Below are 19,479 nucleotides of genomic sequence, written 5' to 3'. Positions count from 1 at the left end.
GAATGGGGAAAAAGCAAACAAAGCTTGTGGTAATTGGTGGTGGCACAGGGCTCTCCACGTTACTTCGCGGGCTGAAGCACCACCCATTTGATATTACTGCTATTGTGACAGTAGCAGATGATGGCGGTTCTTCAGGGCGTTTACGTGATGATTATGATATTCCACCACCTGGGGATGTACGCAATGTAATTGCAGCATTATCAGATATTGAGCCCCTTGTAGAGCAAATGTTTCAATATCGTTTTTCAGCATCTGAAGATTTACGAGGTCATTCCTTAGGGAATTTAATGCTTACGGCACTCACTGACATTACTGGAGATTTCAGTCATGCTATTAGTGAGATGGGAAAGGTTTTAAAAGTTCATGGTCGAGTAATACCAGCTGCTAATAAAAAAATCGCCTTACATGCTGTGCTTGAGGACGGTTCAATTATTGAGGGCGAATCAAAAATCCCGACAGCGACAAAACGCATTAATCGCGTTTTTTTAGTACCTGAAAATGTGCAACCGTTACCAGAAGCTATTCGTGCTATACTTCGTGCCGACTATATTTTAATAGGACCAGGAAGCTTGTATACAAGCATTATTCCGAATTTGCTTGTTAAGGAGATAGGAGAAGCAGTTGTTAAGGCTAAAGGAAGAAAAATATATGTTTGTAATTTAATGACACAAAAGGGTGAAACCATTTCTTATACAGCAGGCGATCATGTAACAGCTATACATAAGCATGTTGGCCATGACTTTATCGATTCCATTTTAGTAAATGATGAAGAACTCCCTAACCCTGTAAAAGAACTGTATAAAGAAGAAAGAGCGGAACCAGTGACATTTGACGTAGCAAAGCTTGAAAGCATGGGATTAGAAGTTATTAAACGAGACATTGCTACAATTCGTCCAGATGGCACGGTTCGGCATAATGCTGCGAATGTTGCAGAATGGCTGGTAGATTATGCTGATATTTACCATCAAAAAGTAAGAGGACCAATAATAGAAACATAATGGCTTTATTGTATATGGTAAGATGAACATATACATAGAAATCAGGATTGAAAGGGGGGCGTGATATGTCTTTTGCTTCTGAAACAAAAAAAGAGTTAACACAAATAGAAGCGGACAATCATTGTATGAAAGCAGAAGTTTCTGCCCTAATTCGTATGAATGGTTCATTATCCTTTGCAAATAAACAACTAAGCTTAGACGTGCAAACCGAAAACGCTGCAATTGCCAGAAGACTATATACGATTATGAAAAAATTGTATCCGTACAATGTGGAATTACTGGTTCGTAAGAAAATGCGACTGAAAAAAAATAATGTGTATATATGCCGTGTAAGAGAAGGTGCGCGTGAGCTGTTAATTGATTTAGAAATCATCTCAGACGACTTTCAATTTAACCATACGATCTCAAGAAAGCTCATTCAAAAGAGTGGCCAAAAAAGAGCTTATTTAAGAGGTGCATTTTTAGCAGGAGGTTCTGTCAATAATCCAGAAACATCAGCTTATCATTTAGAGGTGTATTCTTTATATAAAGAGCATGGTGAAGCATTAATGGATTTGATGAATGAATTTGAACTCAATGCCAAAACAATCGAACGTAAAAAAGGTTTTGTGACTTACTTAAAGGAAGCAGAAAAAATTTCGGATTTCCTTAATATTGTTGGTGCACATCAGGCTATGATGAAATTTGAAGATGTTCGCATATTGCGAGACATGCGCAATAGTGTCAACCGTATTGTAAACTGTGAAACAGCCAACCTAAATAAAACCATTGGTGCAGCATTACGGCAGGTAGAGAATATTCGATTTATTGAAAATTCAATTGGTCTTGATCAACTACCAGAGAAGCTTCGTGAAATAGCACGTCTCCGTGTAGAATACCAAGATGTGACATTAAAAGAGCTTGGTGAAATGGTATCTAGTGGAACGGTTAGTAAATCAGGTGTCAACCATCGATTGAGAAAAATTGATGAGATTGCTGATGCATTAAGGCGCGGTGAAAAAATAGGTGGTTAAGTTATCATACTTTTCAGGTATGAATGTCATGCTAATCGCTTATTGTTCTTTTGCTAGTAAGTGAGGTAAGATAAAACTAATAGATGAACGGTAGTGAAGGGGAGTTTTGAGAATGATTGAGAGAAGAGTCCAGGTTAAATTAAAATTAGGACTACAAGCTAGACAAGCAGCACTATTTGTGCAGGAAGCAAATCGTTTTAGTGCTGATATCTTTCTAGAAAAAGATGAGAAAAAAGTAAATGCCAAATCCATTATGGGTGTCATGAGCTTAGCTGTTGCTAAAGGTACTGAAGTTACTTTAAGTAGTGAAGGTAACGATGCTGAGCAAGCGGTTACAGCATTGGCAACAATTATTGAAAATGAAGATTAACATTCATTGAACACAAAAGGCATCACAGAGCAAATCTGTGATGCCTTTTATTTTTTATTTATTATCGCTACGATGCATAATGTGGTCAATTAAGCCATATTCTTTTGCACGTTCAGCAGTCATGAAGTTATCACGATCTGTGTCTCTTGCAATGACTTCAAGTGGTTGACCTGTGCGTTCAGATAAAATGCCATTTAGTTTTTCACGTAAGAATAAAATACGTTTAGCAGCAATTTCAATTTCTGTCGCTTGACCTTGTGCACCACCTAGTGGTTGGTGAATCATCACTTCAGCATTTGGTAGAGCAAAACGTTTACCAGGTTCACCAGCTGCAAGTAGGAAAGCACCCATTGATGCAGCCATCCCAATACAAATTGTTTGTACCTGTGGTTTAATAATTTGCATTGTGTCATAAATAGCCATACCAGCCGTAATGGATCCGCCAGGTGAGTTAATGTAAAGTGAGATATCTTTATCTGGATCTTCTGCTTGTAGGAAAAGAAGCTGAGCGACAATGGAGTTAGCAACATTGTCATCAATGGCACTTCCTAAAAGGATAATACGGTCTTTAAGTAGGCGTGAATAAATGTCATATGCACGCTCACCACGACTTGTTTGTTCAATAACTGTAGGAATTAAATTCATGTTAAATCCTCCTTAAAAAGCTAAATTCGAATACCTTTACTGAAAATTTCCTTTGTATTTCAGCTGTATCCTTATCATACACATTATAGTCAGGGAAGGTCAAATATTAACCCTGCTAAAGTGAAATTAAAAAAAATAAATTGTTTTTGCATTCTATGGTTGAATTATATAGGATGGGCTTGTATAATAATTAAGGTTATAAGTTTAAAGTACAGGACACTATTTTGCAGGTATGCTTCAAATGAGGGTTATCTACATCATGCTTTTCGTAAGCCTAGAGTGAGTACTTTTTTTTTGTGTCTTTTGCCCTCGTGGTGTAATGGATAACACGTAAGATTCCGGTTCTTGCACTGGGGGTTCGATTCCCTCCGAGGGCGCCATTTTACTGATGAATTGATATACTGTAATAGCTCATCTCCTAATAAGTAGTTTAGCAGCCTGCTTACTGGAGATCGAGAGGAAGAATAACGTGAATACTGTCCTAGTTGGCATTATTCCCCTATTTATTCCTTTCAAACCTTCAAAAAAGCAATAACTCCAAATTATTTTTTAGTGAACATACTGTACGTGAGACTAGCAATAGTCGAAAAAAAGAATCCTATCTGAGGGGATTCTTTTTTTTTGCCTAAATTTATCGAAATTTGGCATGGTTCTCATTGTATATATATTAGTTTTAGGTTTAATTTCTTGTGATTTATACATGTTTTTTCAAATTATATGAATTAATTATAAATTTATATGAAAAAATATTTAGTTTTATGCGAAAAGTTGTTGTCTAAATACTATATTGTTAATATAATTGACCTAATAGTCTAACATTTCCGAATTGCGAAAAATAATACGTATTTTGGAAAATTATCGAACTAGGGGGAAATACAATGAAAAAAACAGGTTGGATGTTACTGATGATTATCGCAGCTTTAACATTAGCACTTGCAGGATGTGGTACAAAAGATGATGCTTCTTCTGGTAGTACACCTTCAGAAGACGGCGGAGATGGCAAGAAAGTATACAAAGTTGGTACTGAGGCCACTTTTGCACCATTTGAATCTGTTGACGATTCAGGGAAAATTGTAGGGATTGATGTCGATATTTTACAAGCTATTGCAGATGAAATGGACTTTGAAGTTGAGTGGAATAATATCGGGTGGGAACCAGTTTTCCAAACAATTAAAAATGGTGAAACAAATATCGGAGCTTCAGGAATCACAATTACTGAAGAGCGTAAAGAATCATTTGATTTCACAGAACCATACTATGAGTCTCAATTATTAATTGTTGTGAAAGAGGATTCAAAAATCAAATCTCTTGATGAATTAAAAGATAAAAAAGTATCAGTACAAATTAATGCTACTGGTCATATGGCGGCGAAAAAGCTACAAGGGGAAGCAAGTACAAATATTATGGCATTTGAAAGTCAGCCAATCGCGATTCAAGAGATGCTAAATGGTAATGTTGATGCAGCTATCGGAGATAATGCGGTAGTTTATGAATATATGAAAGCTCATCCAGATCAAAAACTAAAAGTAATTGAAGATGACGCATTCGATAAAGAATACTATGGCTTCATGGTTCAAAAAGGGAATAAAGAATTGTTAGATAAATTAAATGAAGGTCTTAAAAAGATTAAAGAAAACGGTAAATTAAAAGAAATTACGGGCACTGATTTTGAGTAACAAATGAATGACATGATGCTACTAACATAGTAATTTTGCTAGCGGCTCATTTATTATTCGTAATTTAAAGGGGAATGGGGTTTTCGGATGGACATCTTTGACTTACGCTGGGACATTGTCTGGAACTACCGAGATATGTTTATACGAGGTATTGGCGTAACACTTATTTTGACACTTAGTGGTTATTTTGGCGGTATTCTATTAGGGCTATTTTTAGGTCTTGGAAAATTATCGAGTAAAAAATGGATTTATTGGCCATCTAAACTATATATCGATTTATTCCGTGGAACACCGATGCTTGTACAAATCTTGTTAATTCACTTAGCAGTTATTCCAACAATTTTTGGTCATTCTTTAGGTTATATGGTATCGGGGATTACAGCGCTTATTTTAAACTGTGCTGCTTACAATGCAGAAATTTTCCGTGCAGGGATTCAAAGTATTGCAAAAGGGCAAATGGAGGCTGCACGCTCTCTTGGGTTAACACATAACCAAGCGATGCGTAAGGTCATTTTACCTCAAGCATTTAGACGTATGATCCCACCATTAGGGAATGAATTCATCGCATTATTAAAAGATTCTTCACTCGTAACAGTTATTGCCGCACCAGATATTTTATATGCTAGTAAGGTAGTAGCTGGTGCAAGCTTCCGCTTCTGGGAACCGTATATCGTTGCAGCATTATTGTATTTAGTTTTAACATATGGTGTAACGAAAGTTGTAGCATTTATCGAGAAACGATTTAGCAATAGTTATGTCCCTCGTAAAGCTAAGGTAGAAGGGCGGGAAGCAAGATGATAAAAATTGAAAACCTACACAAGTACTTTGGTAAGCTTGAAGTATTAAAAGGAATCGATTATGAAATTCAAGAAAAACAAGTTGTCTGTGTCATTGGGCCATCTGGATCAGGAAAAAGTACATTTCTACGATGCATTAATATGTTAGAAGAAGTAACAGATGGTGCTATTTATATTGAAAATGTAAAGATTAATGATCCTAAAACGAATATCAATGAAATACGTGCAGAAGTGGGCATGGTGTTTCAACAATTTAACTTATTCCCGCATATGACTGTTATCGATAATGTCACGATGGCACCTATGCAAATTCGTAAAATGAGTCGTGCAAACGCAGAAGAACTAGGACATGAGCTATTAAAAAAAGTTGGACTCGACAGCAAGGCCTATAATTATCCTGAGCAGCTATCGGGTGGTCAACAGCAGCGTGTGGCAATTGCTCGTGCCTTAGCGATGAAGCCAAAAGCTATTTTATTTGACGAGCCAACTTCAGCACTTGACCCTGAAATGGTAAAAGAGGTGCTAGATGTTATGAAAAACCTAGCGGCTGAAGGGATGACAATGGTGGTTGTGACGCATGAAATGGGCTTTGCTCGTGAAGTAGGCGATCGAGTAGTCTTTATGGATGGAGGCTATATCGTAGAAGAAGGTTCTCCAGAGGAACTATTCGGCAATCCACAAAGCGATCGAACAAAGGCGTTTTTAGGAAAAGTTTTATAAAGCTGAAAAAGCGAACGACATGCTCGTTCGCTTTTTTGTGCTAAAAAAAGCAGTCCATGATGAGTATTCACCATGGACTGTTCTTATTTAATGAAGGGGATTAGATGTTGTGTCGTATGCATTTAGCATCGTTTGCATATCCTGTTGGGAGTACTGAGGCACCTGATAATAGCCGTGTTTATTTTGATAAATGGATAATTCGTATCCCATTTCAATGCAGTTAGGAATACTATCTGCAACAACGCGACGAACAACAGGGTTTGTTGTCTCCAACGCAGCGGTTGTCATACATTTTGCTGCGCCTTTTTGAGCACCAAGTAAGAATCCAGAAATGGCTTCATCATTTATTTCATTAGCATTTTGCATTGGCTTTTTCGGTTGACCAGGATTTAAGCCATATTTGAAGTCATTTCCTGTTTCCATTTGGTAACGTCCTGTTGGAACAGATGGATCGTGCCCTGTTTTAAAGGACTCTACGATTGTATTATACATACCTAGAGTGAAATTATATTGACGATCCAAAATGTTGAGTAATTCAGGGTCTTTTACATGGGGACGCAAAATAATGGCTTGGTTCATACCTGCAATAATTTCGCCAATTGTTTCATGCATGTCCATCATTTCATGGCCACCATGATTTAGGCTATGCTGTTGGTTGAAATTTGTTTGATTGGATGATTCGTTGTAAAACGATTGTGACAAAAAAAACGCCTCCTCAATAATTTTTTGTTGCAGTATTTAGTATGTCGAGTCAATTCAATTTCATACGGTATAAATGTAAAGGTAAAAATGTAGACTAATGATAGAAGGAAAAGCAAGTCAAGGAGGCTAAAAATTGAAAAAGTTGCTTGGACCAATTGGAATAATTGTCATTATTCTTGTTGTAATCGCCTTATTATTCATACCTAAATATAATAGCCTGGTGACAGCCGAGGAAAATGTTGATTCTAAATGGGCACAAGTTGAAAATCAGCTCCAACGTCGCTATGATTTGATTCCCAATCTGGTGGAATCTGTGAAAGGCTATGCCAATCATGAGCAAGAGGTGATAACGAGTATTACGGAGGCGCGTGCCCAAATGGGGAGTGCAAGCTCACCAGAGGAGCAAGCTGTCGCCAATGATGCATTAACGGGCGCTCTTAGTCGTTTACTAGTCGTTGTGGAAAATTATCCAAACTTAAAAGCAGATGCAAACTTCCGTCAGTTAATGGATGAGCTAGCAGGTACTGAAAATCGCCTGGCGGTAGCACGTGAGGATTACAATAATGAGGTGCAGCAATTCAATAAACATGTTAAACGTTTTCCTGGTAATTTGATGGCAGGGATGTTTGGCTTCGAACAAAAAGAATACTTTAAAGCCGCAGCAGGAGCTGACAAAGCACCATCTATCAACTTTAGTCAATCAGGTACACATTAATGAAACGTTGCATTGTACAGATGATCATCGTTTGTTCGGTGCTTCTTTTTTTCTCGGATATAACGAAAGCAGCTATGCCGTCACCCATGAAAAATACGTATATACATGACTTTGCCAATGTAATTTCAGCGAATGTCAAAGAAGAGTTAAATCATTATTCAGAGCAATTGGATCAAGGTACGGGTGCTGAAATCATGGTAGTCACAGTTGATAGTCTTCATGGACAAGAGCCAAAGATGTATGCAACAAAATTGATTCGGTCATGGGGCATAGGTGATAAGGAGAAAAATAACGGTGTCTTGATTTTAGCTACTTTTGGTCAAGGGGAAGGGAATAACGACGTTGTAATCGCTGTGGGCCAGGGCTTAGAAGGAGCATTACCAGATGGTAAATTAGGACGCATTTTAGATAATGCCTTTTATCCTTCGGCAAGTACGGGTAATTTAGATCAAGCTTTTCAAGCGACCTATACTGAAGTTTTTCGAGCTGTTGCCCAAGAGTATAATTGGAACGGTGAATTACCAGCACATACAACCGAAGGGGAAGACATGCCCACTTGGTTAATTATCTTAATCATTATCGTTGTCATTATTATTTATTCGTTCTTTTCGAAAGGCGGCGGAGGTCCTCGCAGTGGAGGCTATGGAGGCTATCCAGGTGGCTTTGGTGGAGGGCGTTCAAGTAGAGGTGGCTTTGGCGGATTTGGTGGAGGATCTTCCGCCGGCGGAGGAGCAAGCCGGAAATTTTAATAGGGGTAGTGGCGAACTAATTAGTTTAGTTCGCTTTCATTATGAATCAATTAAATTCTCTCAATTATTGACAATAATGCTAGAATTGTTATAATTTAAATATATCGACAATCGATATAACGTAAACTGATATAGGGAGGAATCATTTTTGAAAAAAAGATTTTTATCCGCATCGTTAGCAATTATTTTAACAACCTCTGTCGTTATACCTGCAACAATGCAAGAAGTTCGTGCTGCCAACGAAACAACTAGCACCGTGATAGCACAAGAAGAACGATTGACAGCGCAGGAATTTTTGAATTTAGCTGTAACAACTTTAACATTCCAGCACGGCTCAGATTCAATGCGTCAACAAATTATTGATAAATGGGTAAAGGCTGGGGAATTCACAGATTTAAGTTTGACGATTAAACATGATGAAGCGGCTCGAATTTTAGTAAGAGCGTTAAATAAAGAAGAAAAGGAGGCTTCACTTGCTGAGTATTTAGAGAAAGCCAATAAAATTGGTTTATTTAATGGCTTATCATTAAGTAGTGAAGCAATATCAAAACAAGATGCAGTAAAAATTTTAAACAATGCAAAACAAGAAAAAAATGGTTCCAATCATGAAGGTGTAAAGGAAATTTCAGTTGAAGACTTTATGAAGAATCCTGGGAACTTTGGTTATGAACTTTCACCTGATGGCAATTACATTACTTTTTCCTCTGCTTGGGAGAACAGATCCAATGTTTTCGTGAAAAAGATGAATGATGATAGTGAGCCCGTTCGTGTTTCTAATTCAAAAGATCGTGATGTTGCAGGATTTTTCTGGAAAGATAATAATTTACTATATTTAAAGGATAAAGGTGGAGATGAAAACTTCCATATTTATTCTACAACATTTAATGGCGCTGAGGAAAAAGATTTAACACCATATCCAAACGTCACAGTTGGCATATTAAGTGGTCTGCAAGGTGTTAAAGATGAAATACTTATCATGATGAATAAGGAAGATGCAACAGTTTTTGATGTCTACAAGCTGAATGTAAAGACTGGTGAAACAACTCATGTTGCAAAAAATCCTGGTAATATTACGAGCTGGCTAGCAGATCGCAATGGAAATGTGCGAATTGCCGTAGCTTCAGATGGTGTGGAAGGAACGATTCTTTATAGAGATTCGGAAAAGGATGAATTCAAGCCATTTATTGAAATGGAAGCTGGCGATGAAGTAATGCCACTAGCATTTTCTAAAGACAATCAATACATTTATGCTACATCAAATAAAGGTAGAGACAAAGTAGAAGTGGTGAAATACGACTTAAAAGGTAATGAAGAAGTCATTATGTCTAATGATCAAGTAGATGTTTCGGGTGTCTTATATAGTGCTGAACACGATAAATTGCTATATGGTGCATATATAACAGATAAACCACATTATCAATTCTTTGACGAGAACTTTGAAAAGCTTTTCCGTAAAATTCAAAGCAAGCTGAATGTGCATGAAAGTGAGCTTGGTATCAACGATTACAATAAAGAAATGACAAAATTTATTGTGAGTGTTTCAAGTGATACTGTCTATGGAAAATATTATTACTACGATTCAACAACAGATGAATTAACAGAATTGGCCACTTTAAGTCCTTGGTTAAATCCGAATGAACTTGCTGAAATGCATCCAATTTCTTATAAGAGCCGAGATGGTTTAACAATTAATGGCTATTTAACTTTACCGAAAAATAAAGAAGTGAAAGATCTCCCTCTTATTGTCAATCCACATGGTGGACCATGGGCACGTGATATGTGGGGCTTCAATCCAGAAGTACAATTGTTAGCTAATCGTGGCTATGCAGTGCTACAGGTGAATTTCCGTTCATCAACTGGATATGGTAAAGAGTTCCTTCAAGCTGGAAATAAGCAATGGGGTCTGAAAATTCAAGATGATATTACAGATGGTGTCCAATGGGCAATTGACCAAGGCATTGCAGACCCTGATCGCATCGGTATTTATGGTGCATCATTTGGAGGTTATGCAACATTAGCTGGTATTACGTATACGCCTGATTTATATGCTGCAGCAGTTGATTATGTAGGGGTATCTAACATATTCACGTTATTAAATACCATCCCACCTTACTGGGAAACTATGCGTAACATGTTTTATGAGCGCGTAGGTCACCCAGAGAAGGACAAAGAATTATTAACAGCTGTTTCACCTGTTTTCCATGCAGATAAAATCAAAACACCATTATTTGTCGCTCAAGGTGCAAATGACCCACGTGTGAACAAAGCAGAATCCGATCAAATTGTGGAAGCCTTACGTGCTAGAGGTGTGGATGTAGAATACATGCTAAAAGATAATGAAGGACATGGCTTCGCTAACGAAGAAAATAGAATTGAATTCTATAATGCCATGGTGAAATTTTTCGATAGTCATTTAAATTAATCTGAAACGAAAGGCATTGATGTGTAGCTTGCTCACAATCAATGCCTTTTTAATTACATAAGGTGAATAGAGTTTGTCTAGCGTTTCTTACGATCAAATGGAGAAATATACAGAGCCTGTTTCTCAATACCATTATAAATTTATTGTTCATCCACTTGAGAAATACTGAAACGAATAAGATTATGCTTTTTAAATTCTGGTAAAAACATTCTAGAGGCGTCATCCATCAAAATATAAATCGTCAATGAATAGTAGCCATAACTTCATTGTACTTTCGTTTATAATAAAGATGGGAGGTGCTATCTATGAAGATTAAATTTTTTAGTCGGGCAAATTGTCCTTTATGTGTAGAAGGATTACAGACATTAAAGCTTGTTCAGGAAGATGTTCCCTTTGAAATTGATGTGATTGATATTGAGCAAAATGATCGCATACATGAAAAATATATGCTAATGATTCCTGTAGTTGAAAAGGATGGTGTCGTAATCCAGTATGGTAATTTAGATTATGCCACCTTGATGGAGCAATTAGGCAGTTAATTTACTGAATGTATAAAAGGTTATTAACGGAAAAAATGACTCTATTGTTAGCTGTAATTCACACAATTCACAAATTGTTCAATGAAAGCGTTTTGAATTTGAACAGTTTGTGAAGACCTTCACATTAGACTTTCTTTTCATAAAAAACGGAGTAGAATAGGTATCAAGTAAGAAGTTGTTATAAAACAGTTCAGCGAATGTATCACAAATTTTAGTGGTTGTTATATTACAAAAATGAATGATGTGAAGGGAGATTTTACAATGTGGGTTATTACAGTATTTGAGAAAAAGGATGTTCGTATTTTTGAATTTACAAATAAAAGTGAAGCAACAAAAGCTTTAGAAGGTTTTAAAAAGAACGCGATTTTATCTTTCACCAAATAAGTACAAAAAAGTCTCGTAGCCATGTTGATGGCTATGAGGCTTTTTTGAATATAAACAATTCAACTACTTGCACTTTAAAACAATGCATATTATAATAAAAGCATAAGTGGGACGCAAAATAATTGAGTGGGATAAAAATAAACCCACAACTATTAATTAAGGGAGTAGATAGATATGTTAACTGTTCCAGAGGCACAGCAAAGGCTACTTCCTGAAATGTATCCGCTTCTGCAATCAAGATATCGAATTTTGCAAGCCGTTCAACTTATGCAACCAATCGGACGACGTGCGCTAGCCGATTCACTGAAAATGACAGAAAGAGAAATACGTAAAGAAACTGATATTTTACGTGAACAAGGGTTATTAGATGCGCAAAAGTCGGGTATGGTATGTACAGATGATGGTGAAATAGTCATTGAAAAATTAAGAGTCATCGTTTACGAATGGTCTGGTTTAACACAGCTTGCAAAAGTGCTCGAAAACCATTTTGGCATCCAGCGTGTAGTCGTAGTTCCTGGTGATTACAATGAGGATCATACAATCCTGACCATGCTAGGCAAAGAAGCAGCATTGCAATTTATGTCGACTGCTTTTGATGAGCAAGTAGTAGCTGTCACTGGTGGAAAATCTGTTGCCTCTCTTGCACAGTTTTTACATCCTCTAGATGGACAAAAGGATATCACTTTTGTAGCTGCACGCGGTGGGATTGGACATGAAATGCAAATGCAGGCCAATACACTTGTTGCAACATTTGCCATGCAGATGGAGGCACAGTACCGTACTTTATTTTTACCAGAGCATTTAAGTGAGCAAGCTTATCAAGCGATGTTAACAGAGCCGATGGTAACAGAAATGATGGCATTCTACGATCAAGCAGATTGCGTCATTCACGGGATTGGCTCCGCAGAGGAAATGGCGATTCGTCGTAATTCATCTCCAGAGGATTTGCGAATTCTTGAGGAGAAAGGCGCTGTAAGTGAAGCATTTGGCTATTATTTTAATGCTAATGGTGAAATTGTTCATCGTATACGTACGATTGGTATTCAACTTGAGCAGGTACAAAATAGCCAGCAAGTCATTGCAGTTGCAGCAGGAAAACAAAAGGTCAATGCAATGCTTTCTTATTTCAAAGTAGCGCCTAAGCAAACCATATTTGTAACAGATGAAGCAGCAGCCAAAGCAATTGCTGCCCAATTATCTTCTATAGAAAATAAGCATCTTGAATGATGGTAAAGTATCAAACATGTCACTCGATCTCAGAAAGTGCTAGAACACTTTTTGAATGAGCATAAAGTAAATTTTGATGTCTCTATTCATAGAGACAGACAATACACATTATTGGAGGAATTAACAATGGCATTAAAATTAGCGATTAATGGATTTGGACGTATTGGACGTTTAGTATTTCGTGAGGCAATGAAGCATGATGAAATTGAAGTAGTAGCCGTAAACGACTTAACAGATGCTGGTCAGCTTGCGCACTTATTGAAATATGATTCAGTACACGGTATCTATGATGCTGAAGTCAATGCAGATGAAGATTCTTTCGTAGTAAATGGCCAACGTGTAAAAGTATATGCTGAAAAAGATCCTACACAATTACCATGGGGCGAATTAGGCGTAGACGTAGTGCTTGAATGTACTGGTCGATTCCGTTCAATGGAAGAAGTAGGCAAGCATATTGAAGCAGGCGCGAAAAAAGCCATTCTATCGGCACCAGCAAAAGGGGCAATGCCTACATTTGTTATGGGTGTAAACCATGAGGATTATAACCCAGCAACTGATGATGTAATCTCCAATGCTTCTTGTACAACAAACTGTCTTGCACCAGTAGCTAAAGTGCTTGATGAGAAATTTGGCATTGAACGCGGTATGATGACAACAATTCACTCTTATACAAATGACCAACGAATTCTAGACTTCCCACACTCTGATCCACGTCGTGCACGTGCTGGGGCGGTTTCTATGATTCCAACAACAACGGGTGCAGCAGTAGCAGTTTCAAAAGTATTACCACAATTAAAAGGTAAGCTAGATGGCTTCTCTATGCGTGTGCCAACACCTAACGTATCATGTGTTGACTTAGTTGTGGAGCTAAAAGCAGATGTATCGAAAGAAACGATTAATGCAGCATTAAAAGAAGCTTCTGAAAATGAATTAAAAGGCATTTTAGATTACAATGAGCTACCATTAGTATCAATCGATTATAACGGTAACCATCATTCTTCTACTGTAGATGGTCTTTCAACAATGGTATTAGAAAACAAAATGGTGAAGGTTTTAGCTTGGTACGATAACGAAATTGGTTACTCTACTCGCTTAATGGACCTAGCTTTATACATTGCCGAACAAGGATTAAACCATAAATAAGTATCATATTTCGACATTTTGAGTAAAAAGTGTGACATATTACTGCTTTTTATGCACAAAAAGTATAGCCTTTATAATATCGAATAGATATAATATACAAGGGTATTGGGAGTAAGGGATAACCCTTACTCCTTTTTTAACTAAATTCAGCAGAAAACGCCCACCTCTATAAGTGGTGAGATGAATACACAAATTGCTCTCTTTGATTCAGTGAGTGTCCAAACACAGACTGAATCAAGATAAAAGCCCCAGCAGATGTCACAGATTTTGAAGAGGAGCTTTTAGAGCAAGTTCGAAAAAAATCTGGACGCAATTACGCTAAGGCGTAATTGATACATGGTGATTGCAAGACATAGAAGGTAACTTTTGCTACTATAAAAACAAGTATTAGGGTTCATTATCAAAAGTTGGAGAATCATAATCACACTAGATAGTGACCCTGAAAAAGTACCAAAATGACTTTTCAATTTAGTAAGCATGGTGTAGAGCCAAGATGGGTAAAACACAAGGGTGTAAGACTAAAACAAATTTTGAAGGGAGTTTCTTCATGTTAAATAAGAAAACAATGAAAGATATTGATGTAAAGGGTCAACGCGTTTTTGTACGTGTAGATTTTAATGTGCCAATGGCAGATGGTGCTATTACGGATGAGACACGTATTCGTGCAGCTATTCCTACAATTGAGTATTTAGTAGAGCAGGGTGCTAAAGTTATTCTAGCTTCTCACTTAGGTCGTCCAAAGGGTGAAGTAAAAGAAGACATGCGTTTAACAGCTGTTGGCATTCGCTTAGCTGAATTAATGGGCAAGCCTGTTACGAAGCTTGATGAATCCATTGGGCAAGTGGTGGAAGAAGCCGTTGCAAACATGCAAGATGGAGATATTCTACTGCTTGAAAATGTACGCTTCCATGCTGGTGAAGAGAAAAATGACCCGACATTAGCACAGCAATTTGCTCAGTTAGCAGATATTTATGTCAATGATGCTTTTGGTGCAGCCCACCGAGCACATGCTTCTACAGAAGGAATTGCTAAGCATATTCCAGCTGTATCTGGATTCCTAATGCAAAAGGAATTAGATGTACTAGGTAAAGCCTTGTCTAACCCTGAGCATCCATTTACAGCCATTATTGGTGGTGCCAAAGTAAAAGATAAAATTGGTGTTATTGAAAGCCTGTTAGAGAAAGTAGATCACTTAATTATCGGTGGAGGTTTATCCTTTACATTTATTAAGGCACAAGGCCATGATATCGGTAAATCATTGTTAGAAGAAGATAAAATTGAACTAGCAAAGTCATTTATTGAAAAGGCAAAAGTAAAAGGCGTGCAATTACATATGCCAGTCGATGCTGTTGTGGCAAATGAATTTTCACAGGATGCTGAAACACAAATCGTTGATGTAGATGCTATTCCAGCTGATTGGATGGGTCTAGATATTGGACCAAAAACAGCTGCAAACTATGCAGAAGTTATTAAAAACTCTAAATTAATCATTTGGAATGGGCCAATGGGTGTCTTTGAAATGGACAAATTTGCAAACGGCACAAAAACAGTTGCTGATGCAATGGCAACAACTGCAGGCTACACGGTAATCGGTGGCGGTGATTCGGCAGCGGCAGTTGAAAAATTTGAAGTAGCAGATAAGATGGATCATATTTCTACAGGTGGAGGTGCTTCCTTAGAATTAATGGAAGGCAAAGAGCTTCCAGGGATTGTAGCACTAAACGATAAATAAGCTAATCGGAGGCAAAATGATGCGTAAACCAATTATTGCAGGTAACTGGAAAATGTTTAAAACATTTGAAGAAGCTATTCAGTTTGTAGATGCTGTACAGGAAAAACTTCCTTCCAATGACAAAGTAGATGCTGTTATTTGCGCACCAGCTCTTTACCTACCTACACTTGTGCAAGTTGCTAGTGAATCAGAGCTGGCGATTGGTGCACAAACAATGCACTATGAAAATGAAGGTGCTTTTACTGGTGAAATTAGTCCAGCACAGCTAGCAAGTGTAGATGTTGACTATGTCATTTTAGGGCACTCAGAACGTCGCGAATACTACAATGAGACAGACGAAGCGATTAATAAAAAGGTAGCAGCAGCACTTGCACATACTATCGTACCTATTATTTGCTGTGGTGAAACGCTAGAGGAACGTGAAGCTGGCACAACAGAGCAAAAGGTTGCTGGTCAAATTAAAGCGGCACTTGCTGGGTTTGAAGCACAGCAAGTAGAGCATATGGTCATTGCATATGAGCCGATTTGGGCGATTGGTACTGGTAAAACCGCTACGGCAGACGATGCAAACCAAGTATGTGGAGCGATTCGAGCAGTAATCGAAGAGCTATATAATGCTGAAACTGCGAATGTTGTGCGCATTCAATATGGCGGTAGTGTGAAGCCTGATAACATTCAGGAGCTTTTATCGAAAGAACATATTGATGGTGCTTTAGTTGGTGGAGCAAGCTTACAACCAGAATCTTATTTAACATTATTGGAGGCGGCAGCAAATGCCTAAAAAGCCAGTAGCATTAATTATTTTAGATGGCTTTGCATTTCGAGATGAAACATTCGGGAATGCAGTAGCACAGGCGAATAAGCCAAATTTCGATCGATATTGGAGCCAATTCCCTCATGCGACATTAACAGCAGCGGGAGAAGCCGTTGGATTACCTGAAGGACAGATGGGAAATTCCGAGGTGGGGCACTTAAACATCGGTGCTGGACGTATTGTTTACCAAAGTTTAACACGCTTAAATAAATCCATTCGTGATGGAGATTTCTTTACGAATCAAGCCTTTTTAGATGCAGTAGCACATGTTAAAGCTCATCAGTCAAAGCTACATGTTATGGGCTTATTGTCAGACGGTGGTGTTCATAGTCATTATGAGCATATGTTTGCGCTATTAAAACTAGCTAAACAGCAGGGATTAGATGAAGTTTATATACATGGCTTCTTAGATGGTCGTGATGTTGGTCCAACAACGGCATTAGACTATATCGAAGAAACAGAAAAGCAAATGGCTGAAATAGGCATAGGGCAATTTGCTTCGATTCATGGACGTTACTATGCAATGGATCGTGATAAACGTTGGGATCGTGTTGCACTGACTTATAATGTACTGGTGGATGGCGTTGGTCAAACAGCAGAAAGTGCCAAAAGTGGTGTAGCAGCATCCTATGAGCGTGAAGTAACAGATGAATTCGTCATTCCATTTAGCATTCAAGAGCATGGTGAGCCAGTAGCAACAATTGGCGATCATGATGCAGTGATTTTCTTTAACTTCCGTCCTGATCGTGCGATTCAGCTATCAAAAGTGTTTACAAATGAAGCATTCGATGGTTTTGCAATATCTGCAAAGCATCCAAAGAATTTAAAATTTGTGTCCTTCACACATTATAGTGATGAAGTCAACGCACAGGTTGCTTATGAAAATGATAACTTGAAAAATACAATTGGTGAAGTATTAGCGACGAATGGGAAAACACAGTTGCGCATTGCGGAAACTGAAAAATATCCACATGTTACATTCTTTATGAGTGGTGGACGTGAGGAAAAATTCCCAGGTGAAGAACGAATTTTAATTGCTTCTCCAAAGGTGGCGACATACGATTTAAAACCTGAAATGTCTGCTTATGAGGTGACAGCAGCCTTACTTGCAGAAATTGCGGCTGAAAAATTTGATGGCATTATTCTTAACTTTGCCAACCCTGATATGGTTGGTCATAGTGGAATGCTGGAGCCAACAATTAAAGCCATTGAAGCAGTAGATGAATGCTTAGGGAAAGTAGTAGATGCGCTCCTTGCAAAAGGTGGAGCAGCTATTATTACAGCTGACCATGGCAACTCTGATGAAGTGTTAACTTTAGCAGGTGAGCCAATGACAGCTCATACAACAAATCCTGTTCCAGTAATTGTGACAAAACCAAATATAATGTTAAGAAATGATGGTATTTTAGCCGATTTAGCGCCAACCATGTTAGAATTATTACAGGTGTCACAGCCTACTGAAATGACAGGACAATCATTAATTGAAAAAGAGGAGAATTAATTATGCCATTTATTACACAAGTTTATGCGCGCGAAGTTTTAGACTCACGTGGGAACCCAACAGTAGAGGTTGAAGTATTTACAGAATCAGGCGCATTTGGCCGCGCAATCGTACCATCAGGTGCATCAACAGGTGAATACGAAGCGGTAGAATTACGCGATGGTGACAAATCTCGTTACCTAGGCAAAGGTGTATTAAAAGCAGTTGAAAATGTAAACACAATTATTGCGGAAGAATTAGAAGGTAACTATTCTGTTCTTGATCAAGTGGTCATTGACAAAGCTTTAATCGAGCTAGATGGCACAGAAAACAAAGGCAAGCTAGGTGCCAACGCAATTCTAGGTGTATCCATGGCAGTCGCACATGCTGCGGCAGATTATTTAGATGTACCTCTTTATCAATATCTTGGTGGGTTCAACTCTAAACAATTACCAGTACCAATGATGAACATCCTAAATGGTGGTGCTCACGCAGATAACAATGTAGACATTCAGGAATTCATGGTTATGCCTGTTGGTGCAGAATCTTTCCGTCATGCAGTACGCATCGGTGCTGAAATTTTCCATAGCTTAAAGGCTGTTCTAAAAGCAAAAGGCTACAACACAGCAGTAGGTGATGAAGGTGGTTTCGCACCAAACCTTGGCTCTAACGAAGAAGCGATTACAGTGATCTTAGAAGCGATTGAAAAAGCGGGCTACAAACCAGGTGAAGAAGTAAAACTTGCAATGGACGTAGCATCCTCTGAACTATTCAATAAAGAAGATGGCAAATACCACTTAGATGGTGAAGGCGTTGTGAAAACTTCTGAAGAAATGGTTGATTGGTACGAAGAGTTAACAGACAAATATCCAATCATTTCAATTGAAGATGGCTTAGACGAAAACGACTGGGCTGGACACAAGCTATTAACAGACCGTATCGGCAGTCGCGTACAATTAGTAGGTGATGATCTATTTGTAACAAATACGAAAAAATTATCAGCTGGTATTGAGCAAGGCGTAGGAAATGCGATCCTGATCAAAGTAAACCAAATCGGTACGTTAACTGAAACATTTGAAGCAATTGAAATGGCGAAACGTGCAGGCTACACAGCGGTTATTTCTCACCGTTCTGGTGAATCAGAAGATGCAACAATTGCTGATATCGCTGTTGCAACAAATGCTGGTCAAATTAAAACAGGTGCTCCATCACGTACAGACCGTGTAGCTAAATACAACCAACTTCTTCGCATTGAAGATCAACTTGGTTCAACAGCAGAGTATCTTGGTTTAAATTCATTCTATAATATAAAATAAGCATTTGATTTAAGAAAAAATGCTTTGAACTTAGTAA

Annotated in this window: 19 protein-coding genes and 1 tRNA gene; 18 read left to right on the top strand and 2 right to left on the bottom strand. The window is 38.0% G+C overall.

Translation table 11 applies throughout. The annotated features are described in order from the left end of the window. Positions 1–2 precede the first annotated feature (2 nt). From MHB40_RS20805 to MHB40_RS20795, 3 genes are all read left to right on the top strand, one after another. Entirely contained in the window at positions 3–998 is a 996-nt protein-coding gene (locus MHB40_RS20805) for a YvcK family protein (protein WP_205445432.1), read from the top strand. A gap of 65 nt (positions 999–1,063) precedes the next feature. Next, a complete protein-coding gene (gene whiA / locus MHB40_RS20800) occupies positions 1,064–2,011 on the top strand; it encodes a DNA-binding protein WhiA (protein ID WP_004228019.1) in 948 nt (315 codons plus the stop codon). Between the two features lie 112 nt (positions 2,012–2,123). Further along, positions 2,124–2,381 (top strand): HPr family phosphocarrier protein, encoded by a 258-nt coding sequence (locus tag MHB40_RS20795; protein ID WP_004228023.1) that lies wholly within the window; start codon positions 2,124–2,126, stop codon positions 2,379–2,381. A 54-nt stretch (positions 2,382–2,435) separates the two neighbouring features. Here MHB40_RS20795 and clpP read toward each other — a convergent pair whose 3' ends face one another. Continuing rightward, complete coding sequence (gene clpP / locus MHB40_RS20790; RefSeq protein WP_004228025.1) at positions 2,436–3,026, bottom strand: ATP-dependent Clp endopeptidase proteolytic subunit ClpP; 591 nt, start codon at positions 3,024–3,026, stop codon at positions 2,436–2,438. Positions 3,027–3,331: 305 nt separating this feature from the next. Here clpP and MHB40_RS20785 point away from each other — a divergent pair. The 4 genes from MHB40_RS20785 to MHB40_RS20770 all read left to right on the top strand — a co-directional run bounded on the left by MHB40_RS20785 (position 3,332) and on the right by MHB40_RS20770 (position 6,219). Continuing rightward, a tRNA-Arg gene (locus tag MHB40_RS20785) sits at positions 3,332–3,406 on the top strand. A 498-nt stretch (positions 3,407–3,904) separates the two neighbouring features. Beyond that, on the top strand, positions 3,905–4,702 hold the full coding sequence (locus MHB40_RS20780; protein ID WP_205445430.1) for a basic amino acid ABC transporter substrate-binding protein: 798 nt from the start codon (positions 3,905–3,907) through the stop codon (positions 4,700–4,702). Positions 4,703–4,789: 87 nt separating this feature from the next. Beyond that, positions 4,790–5,500, top strand: a complete 711-nt coding sequence (locus tag MHB40_RS20775) for an amino acid ABC transporter permease (RefSeq protein WP_205445428.1) — start codon at positions 4,790–4,792, stop codon at positions 5,498–5,500. Continuing rightward, the gene (locus MHB40_RS20770) at positions 5,497–6,219 is read left to right on the top strand and encodes an amino acid ABC transporter ATP-binding protein (protein WP_205445427.1); all 723 of its coding nucleotides are present in this window, start codon (positions 5,497–5,499) and stop codon (positions 6,217–6,219) included. Before MHB40_RS20775 ends, MHB40_RS20770 begins: the two co-directional genes overlap by 4 nt. 87 nt (positions 6,220–6,306) lie before the next feature. On the opposite strand, the gene MHB40_RS20765 is transcribed toward MHB40_RS20770, so the two are convergent. After that, on the bottom strand, positions 6,307–6,921 hold the full coding sequence (locus MHB40_RS20765) for a spore coat protein (protein ID WP_205445425.1): 615 nt from the start codon (positions 6,919–6,921) through the stop codon (positions 6,307–6,309). Between the two features lie 133 nt (positions 6,922–7,054). On the opposite strand from MHB40_RS20765, the gene MHB40_RS20760 reads away from it, so the two are divergent. The 11 genes from MHB40_RS20760 (at position 7,055) to eno (ending at position 19,442) form a co-directional block, all read left to right on the top strand. Continuing rightward, positions 7,055–7,636 (top strand): LemA family protein, encoded by a 582-nt coding sequence (locus MHB40_RS20760; RefSeq protein ID WP_342441533.1) that lies wholly within the window; start codon positions 7,055–7,057, stop codon positions 7,634–7,636. Continuing rightward, positions 7,636–8,385: a TPM domain-containing protein gene (locus MHB40_RS20755; RefSeq protein WP_342533393.1), complete on the top strand. Its 750-nt coding sequence runs from the start codon at positions 7,636–7,638 to the stop codon at positions 8,383–8,385. Before MHB40_RS20760 ends, MHB40_RS20755 begins: the two co-directional genes overlap by 1 nt. A 148-nt stretch (positions 8,386–8,533) precedes the next feature. Beyond that, positions 8,534–10,807 (top strand): S9 family peptidase, encoded by a 2,274-nt coding sequence (locus MHB40_RS20750; RefSeq protein WP_342533392.1) that lies wholly within the window; start codon positions 8,534–8,536, stop codon positions 10,805–10,807. A 305-nt stretch (positions 10,808–11,112) separates the two neighbouring features. After that, entirely contained in the window at positions 11,113–11,346 is a 234-nt protein-coding gene (locus tag MHB40_RS20745; RefSeq protein ID WP_342533391.1) for a glutaredoxin family protein, read from the top strand. Positions 11,347–11,607: 261 nt separating this feature from the next. Continuing rightward, complete coding sequence (locus MHB40_RS20740) at positions 11,608–11,730, top strand: hypothetical protein (protein WP_255358808.1); 123 nt, start codon at positions 11,608–11,610, stop codon at positions 11,728–11,730. 174 nt (positions 11,731–11,904) lie between these two features. Then, positions 11,905–12,957, top strand: coding sequence for a sugar-binding domain-containing protein (locus tag MHB40_RS20735; protein ID WP_205445415.1), 1,053 nt, complete (start codon positions 11,905–11,907; stop codon positions 12,955–12,957). A gap of 126 nt (positions 12,958–13,083) precedes the next feature. Then, on the top strand, positions 13,084–14,100 hold the full coding sequence (gap, locus tag MHB40_RS20730) for a type I glyceraldehyde-3-phosphate dehydrogenase (protein ID WP_342533390.1): 1,017 nt from the start codon (positions 13,084–13,086) through the stop codon (positions 14,098–14,100). Between the two features lie 547 nt (positions 14,101–14,647). After that, complete coding sequence (locus MHB40_RS20725) at positions 14,648–15,832, top strand: phosphoglycerate kinase (protein WP_342533389.1); 1,185 nt, start codon at positions 14,648–14,650, stop codon at positions 15,830–15,832. A 19-nt stretch (positions 15,833–15,851) separates the two neighbouring features. Beyond that, a complete protein-coding gene (gene tpiA / locus MHB40_RS20720; RefSeq protein ID WP_342534807.1) occupies positions 15,852–16,613 on the top strand; it encodes a triose-phosphate isomerase in 762 nt (253 codons plus the stop codon). Next, a complete protein-coding gene (gpmI, locus tag MHB40_RS20715) occupies positions 16,606–18,147 on the top strand; it encodes a 2,3-bisphosphoglycerate-independent phosphoglycerate mutase (protein ID WP_342533388.1) in 1,542 nt (513 codons plus the stop codon). The genes tpiA and gpmI overlap by 8 nt, the downstream gene beginning before the upstream one ends. A 2-nt stretch (positions 18,148–18,149) precedes the next feature. Beyond that, positions 18,150–19,442, top strand: a complete 1,293-nt coding sequence (eno, locus tag MHB40_RS20710; protein WP_342441527.1) for a phosphopyruvate hydratase — start codon at positions 18,150–18,152, stop codon at positions 19,440–19,442. The last annotated feature ends 37 nt before the right edge of the window (positions 19,443–19,479 follow it).

The sequence above is a fragment of the Lysinibacillus sp. FSL K6-0057 genome, from assembly GCF_038630885.1.
Classification (GTDB): domain Bacteria; phylum Bacillota; class Bacilli; order Bacillales_A; family Planococcaceae; genus Lysinibacillus; species Lysinibacillus fusiformis_F.
This window is presented reverse-complemented; position numbering and strand designations above follow the sequence as displayed.